This window comes from Mariniflexile sp. HNIBRBA6329 (genome assembly GCF_043558645.1).
GTDB lineage: Bacteria > Bacteroidota > Bacteroidia > Flavobacteriales > Flavobacteriaceae > Mariniflexile.
The window spans coordinates 1-5304 of the sequence record NZ_JBIFXS010000030.1; the positions used below are offsets into that span (position 1 = coordinate 1).

Annotated in this window: 7 protein-coding genes; 3 read left to right on the top strand and 4 right to left on the bottom strand. The window is 32.0% G+C overall.

Features of this window, described 5'->3' with window-relative positions:
- Positions 1-132 precede the first annotated feature (132 nt).
- The gene (locus tag ACGK9U_RS15985; protein ID WP_394467551.1) at positions 133-399 is read right to left on the bottom strand and encodes a hypothetical protein; all 267 of its coding nucleotides are present in this window, start codon (positions 397-399) and stop codon (positions 133-135) included.
- 437 nt (positions 400-836) lie between these two features.
- Here ACGK9U_RS15985 and ACGK9U_RS15990 point away from each other — a divergent pair, with 437 nt between their 5' ends.
- Positions 837-1205 carry a hypothetical protein gene (locus tag ACGK9U_RS15990; protein ID WP_394467553.1) on the top strand — a complete coding sequence of 123 codons (369 nt, stop codon included), beginning with the start codon at positions 837-839 and terminating at the stop codon, positions 1203-1205.
- 36 nt (positions 1206-1241) lie between these two features.
- On the opposite strand, the gene ACGK9U_RS15995 is transcribed toward ACGK9U_RS15990, so the two are convergent.
- Genes ACGK9U_RS15995 through idi form a run of 3 tightly spaced genes read right to left on the bottom strand, consistent with a single transcriptional unit; the run spans position 1242 to position 3146 of the window.
- Positions 1242-2213, bottom strand: a complete 972-nt coding sequence (locus ACGK9U_RS15995; RefSeq protein ID WP_394467554.1) for a type I phosphomannose isomerase catalytic subunit — start codon at positions 2211-2213, stop codon at positions 1242-1244.
- Position 2214: 1 nt separating this feature from the next.
- The gene (locus ACGK9U_RS16000) at positions 2215-2625 is read right to left on the bottom strand and encodes a 6-pyruvoyl trahydropterin synthase family protein (RefSeq protein WP_394467556.1); all 411 of its coding nucleotides are present in this window, start codon (positions 2623-2625) and stop codon (positions 2215-2217) included.
- Positions 2622-3146 carry an isopentenyl-diphosphate Delta-isomerase gene (gene idi, locus ACGK9U_RS16005; RefSeq protein ID WP_394467557.1) on the bottom strand — a complete coding sequence of 175 codons (525 nt, stop codon included), beginning with the start codon at positions 3144-3146 and terminating at the stop codon, positions 2622-2624. The genes ACGK9U_RS16000 and idi overlap by 4 nt, the downstream gene beginning before the upstream one ends.
- A gap of 118 nt (positions 3147-3264) precedes the next feature.
- On the opposite strand from idi, the gene ACGK9U_RS16010 reads away from it, so the two are divergent.
- Complete coding sequence (locus ACGK9U_RS16010) at positions 3265-4851, top strand: peptide chain release factor 3 (protein WP_394467558.1); 1587 nt, start codon at positions 3265-3267, stop codon at positions 4849-4851.
- A gap of 139 nt (positions 4852-4990) precedes the next feature.
- A complete protein-coding gene (locus tag ACGK9U_RS16015; RefSeq protein WP_394467560.1) occupies positions 4991-5224 on the top strand; it encodes a (4Fe-4S)-binding protein in 234 nt (77 codons plus the stop codon).
- The last annotated feature ends 80 nt before the right edge of the window (positions 5225-5304 follow it).

Sequence of the window (5304 nt, forward strand, 5' to 3'; positions counted from 1 at the left end):
ATGGAGGGACTCGAACCCACGACCTGCTGATTACAAATCAGCTGCTCTAGCCAGCTGAGCTACATCGGCGTTTTTACGGGTGCAAATATAAACGCAAAAATTAAATTTACAAGCACTCCAGTAAAAATTTTGTTATAATTTATTGATTTTTTCAATTAACGCATTTCCCTTAGATTCCAACTCTGCGCTAATAGCCTTAAAATGAGCTTTTGGGTTCTCAACATTCTTAGCATTTACTTTAGAAATTAATTCATCAAAAGTAACGATAGCCTCATCAATAACTGCTTCACTCTTTTTTGTATCTTTGCTTGCGTTTGTTAATTCCCAAACATAAGCCGCTTCTATAATATCACCTAAAACGTAATTAATGTCTTTTTTTAGGTTTCTAACATTTGCCATAATTCAATATTTTAATTTGGTACAAAATTACATTAATATTATACAAATTTCTCATAAAAGAACAGTAATTTATAAAAAATAATTACTACATTTGGTTTGCAATGAATGCAATAAAGATGTCATATAGCCAAATTTGTAACCGTGTCTATCAACAGGATAAGTCGGCTACATTTTCTATGCTTAAAACCAAAGCTTATATGCATCTTGAATAAACGTTAAATATTACAATTATATCTATAACAATAAAGGTGCTTTTTTTAAGGCACCTTTTTTATTTTAAATCACTTAAATCATTAAAAATTATGAAAACACTAAAATCGATTACCCAGAAATTTCAATTGTTATTAAATGCCATTGTTTGTACTAATGTTATGTATAGCACATACCATACACACAATTTAACACCTTTATTATTATACCCTTAAAAAAACAATCTTATGAAAGCACATCACATAAACACCCCATTTATAGTAACAAAAGAAATAAGTAATGCCAACGGTTTTTTATTGCCACATGTACTTTATGATAAAATAAAAACGGTTGCCACCTACCCTGTAAAAGAATTTTATTTACAAGACATTCCTAACATTGGAGATTTTAAATTTAAAATGTACAAAAACGCATTTGTAAACGATAAACTTACCATTCAAGCCCAATTAGTAAAACAAGATAAAGACGGCTATTGGGTAAATATAACCGTTACAAAAGCGAAATCCAATACAAACCACCAAGAACGGATTTGTAGTGCCCTGTTCGATTTTCCTTTAGAGAAAACGTACGAAAGAGCAAACAGGACTGCTTGCTAAATAAAATTCCCAAGTATAACTCTTGGGAATTTCTTTTTATAAATAGACTTCTAAAAGTGTTGCGTTTTCAGAAGCTACTTCATAGTTTTTAATAGCTGCTGGAAGCAAAATGGTTTCTCCTTTTTTTATTGTTTCCATGAAACCATTTGCTTTAATTTCCCCTTCTCCATCAACACACATATAAATAATAAATGAATCGTGCTGGTTTTCTTTTTGAAGAGTTTCGGTAACATTTAAATAATTAGTTGTAAAGTATGGGCAACTTACCATTTCGTTTGATTTATTTACGGTTTTATCATAAGTTACTCTAAAATTATCAGGCATATTAAAATTGAAAGCATCAATAGCCAAATCGTTATGCAGTTCTCGTTCGTTACCATCAGCATCTACTCTATCCCAATCGTAAACTCTATATGTAATATCACTGGTTTGTTGTATTTCAGCAACCATAACACCTGCTCCAATAGCATGTACCCGACCTACTTCAACAAAATAGGTGTCCCCTTCTTTAACTTTATCGAAATTTAAAATTTCGGTAAGCGTTTTGTTTTTTAAATGTTTTAGATACGTTTCACGATCCATTTTTTGATTAAAGCCCACAATAAGATTTGCCCCTTCATCTGCTTGAAAAACATACCACATTTCGGTTTTTCCAAAAGAATTATGCCTTTTTGCAGCTAATTCATCGTTAGGATGCAGTTGAATGGATAAATCTTCTTTAGCATCTATAAACTTGATAAGCAACGGGAATTTGTTGTTAAAAACCCTGTAATTCTGTAGTCCTAATAAATCTTCTTTATAAGTTTCTATCAACTGCTTTAAAGATTGTCCTTTTAAACTGCCATTACTTACTATAGATGTATCTCCTTCTACATCGCTAATTTCCCAACTTTCACCAATATTTAATAAGTCACTCTCTTTATTAAGTAAAGTTTTTAATTTTTGCCCTCCCCAAATTTTATCTTTTAAAATGGGGTTAAATTTAATTGGATATAATATATTCTTCATTTTAATTTCCTGAATATGAAACAAAATTACGAGGTGTTTCATATAGTGTTATTTCTAAGCTTAATTTAGTATCAAGCTTGGGTTTTATCTTATTATATATTACAACTGCAATGTTTTCTGCCGTTGGATTTAAAACTTGAAATTCGGGCACTTCAACATTCAAATTTTTGTGGTCGAAAGCATCTTCAACTTCATCTTTAATGATGTCTTTTAAAACCTTCATATCAATTACATAACCGGTTTCTTTTTCAATATCGCCAGTTACACTCACAATTAATTCGTAATTATGCCCGTGAAAATTTGGGTTATTGCATTTACCAAATACTTCATCGTTCTTTTCGTGCGTCCAATCTTTTCTATACAAACGGTGAGCTGCATTAAAATGTGCTTTTCTACTAACTGTTACCTTCATTTAGAAATATTTATATATGAGTAGAATTTATCGAAAATAATTTTAAACCATTCGGTGTATAATTCCGGGTGTTTTAAAATATCATTTTTAATAGCTTCAAGCGGCATCCACTTCCAACCAGCTACTTCATCTGGGTTGATGTTGGGTTCGCCATTATAAGTTCCCAATAAAACATGATCGTATTCATGCTCGGTTAGACCATTATCAAATGGTGCTTTGTAGATAAATGAAATGGAATCTTCTAAATCTACAACAAAGCCCATTTCTTCCATTAAACGGCGTTTTCCTGCTTGAATATTGGTTTCACCTACCCTTTGATGGCTACAGCATGTATTGGTCCACAATAAAGGTGAATGATATTTATGTGCTGCACGTTGCTGAAGCATTAACTCCTTTTTATCATTAAAAACAAATACCGAAAAAGCCCGATGTAGCAATGCTTTTTCGTGTGCTTCCATTTTTGGCATGGTGCCTATTTGCTCGTCGTTTTCGCTTACAAGAATTACTTTTTCTTCTTCCATAGAAAACAAAAATACCAAGTAATAAATTAATATAATAATTCTATCTGTAAAATATAAAATCTGAATTCTGAAATCATAAATTATAAAGTATCTTTGCAAACCAATTTGCAAGATTATTATGAGCTTTATAAAGGAAATTAACAGACGACGAACTTTTGGTATTATTTCACATCCCGATGCTGGAAAAACAACACTAACCGAAAAATTATTACTCTTTGGAGGTGCTATTCAAGAAGCGGGTGCTGTAAAAAGCAATAAAATAAAAAAGGGGGCTACCAGTGACTTTATGGAAATTGAGCGTCAGCGTGGTATTTCGGTAGCTACTTCGGTTTTGGCATTTGAATATAGCGGTACTAAAATTAATATTCTTGATACCCCCGGGCATAAAGATTTTGCTGAAGATACTTTTAGAACACTTACCGCTGTTGATAGCGTTATTGTTGTGGTTGATGTTGCTAAAGGTGTTGAGGAACAAACCGAAAAATTGGTTGAAGTTTGTCGTATGCGCAACATTCCTATGATTGTTTTCATTAACAAAATGGATAGAGAAGGTAAAGATGCTTTTGATTTGTTAGATGAAATTGAACAAAAATTAGGATTGAAAGTGGTGCCCCTAAGCTTCCCGATAGGTATGGGATACGATTTTAAAGGTATCTATAACATTTGGGAGAAAAACATTAATTTATTTAGTGGTGATAGCAGAAAAGATATTGAAGAAACCATTGAGATTTCCGATTTACAATCTCCTGAACTAAACAAGCTAATTGGAGATAAAGCAGCCAAAACACTGCGAGATGAAATAGAATTAGTAGAAGGTATCTACCCGGAGTTTGATAAGCAAACTTATTTAGACGGCCATTTACAACCCGTGTTTTTTGGTTCCGCTTTAAATAATTTTGGGGTTCGTGAATTATTGGATTGTTTTATTGAAATTGCTCCTAAACCACGTCCTAAGCAAAGTGAAGAACGTTTGGTGAAGCCAGATGAAGATAAATTTACAGGATTCGTATTTAAAATTCATGCTAATATGGATCCCAACCATAGAGACCGTTTGGCATTTATTAAAATTGTAAGTGGTACTTTTGAAAGAAACAAACCCTACTTACATGTCCGTCATGGGAAAAAATTAAAATTCTCAAGTCCGAATGCCTTTTTTGCTGAAAAGAAAGAGATCGTTGACATCTCATACCCAGGTGATATAGTAGGTTTACACGATACTGGAAACTTTAAAATTGGTGACACGTTAACTGAAGGAGAAAACATCAATTACAAAGGCATTCCAAGTTTCTCACCAGAACATTTTAGATATATCAACAATGCCGATCCATTAAAATCTAAACAACTTTTCAAAGGAATTGACCAATTAATGGATGAAGGTGTGGCACAATTATTTACATTAGAATTGAATGGTAGAAAGGTTATCGGAACCGTTGGAGCGCTCCAATATGAAGTTATTCAGTATCGCTTGGAACATGAATATGGTGCCAAATGTACTTACGAAAATTTAAATGTTTATAAAGCGTGTTGGGTTGACCCAAAAAATTCCAAAAGCGATGAGTACAAAGAGTTTACTCGTGTAAAACAACGCTACTTAGCAAAAGACAAGCAAAATCAGTTAGTATTTTTAGCAGATTCGGCTTTTTCTTTACAAATGACGCAACAAACATATCCAAATATTAAGTTTCACTTTACCTCTGAATTTTAGTCATTCAACGAATATTTTTTGAATGATTTTTTAAATTGATAAATTTTGTGTAGAAATTTTATCAAATTCATATTTTAATTTGTTTAATTTGATATATTCGCAATTCAAAAGAGATTCATAATCCCAAATATGGAAACCTATGGAAGACTACAAAAATGAATTCAGTAATAACGAAATTACTGTAACCTACGAACCCGTTCTTTGTATCCATGCCGAAAAATGTGCCATGGAATTATCAGAAGTTTTTAGAACCAGTATTATTCCTTGGATTAATTTAGATGGTACTGAAACTACTAGCATTATTAATCAAATAAAACGATGCCCTTCTGGTGCATTAAAATATCGCAAGAATTTAAAAAAGCAAGCTTCTTAAAGTTGTCTAGTCCTAAATAACCGATACAGATTATTAAAGGATTAAATTTATAAATTAAAGCTGAACAATATTATCATTGT

Bases quoted from the DNA above. Each gene is read 5' to 3' on its own strand.
- ACGK9U_RS15985 (WP_394467551.1), bottom strand. From the start codon at position 399: ATGGCAAATGTTAGAAACCTAAAAAAAGACATTAATTACGTTTTAGGT.
- ACGK9U_RS15990 (WP_394467553.1), top strand. From the start codon at position 837: ATGAAAGCACATCACATAAACACCCCATTTATAGTAACAAAAGAAATA.
- ACGK9U_RS15995 (WP_394467554.1), bottom strand. From the start codon at position 2,213: ATGAAGAATATATTATATCCAATTAAATTTAACCCCATTTTAAAAGAT.
- ACGK9U_RS16000 (WP_394467556.1), bottom strand. From the start codon at position 2,625: ATGAAGGTAACAGTTAGTAGAAAAGCACATTTTAATGCAGCTCACCGT.
- idi (WP_394467557.1), bottom strand. From the start codon at position 3,146: ATGGAAGAAGAAAAAGTAATTCTTGTAAGCGAAAACGACGAGCAAATA.
- ACGK9U_RS16010 (WP_394467558.1), top strand. From the start codon at position 3,265: ATGAGCTTTATAAAGGAAATTAACAGACGACGAACTTTTGGTATTATT.
- ACGK9U_RS16015 (WP_394467560.1), top strand. From the start codon at position 4,991: ATGGAAGACTACAAAAATGAATTCAGTAATAACGAAATTACTGTAACC.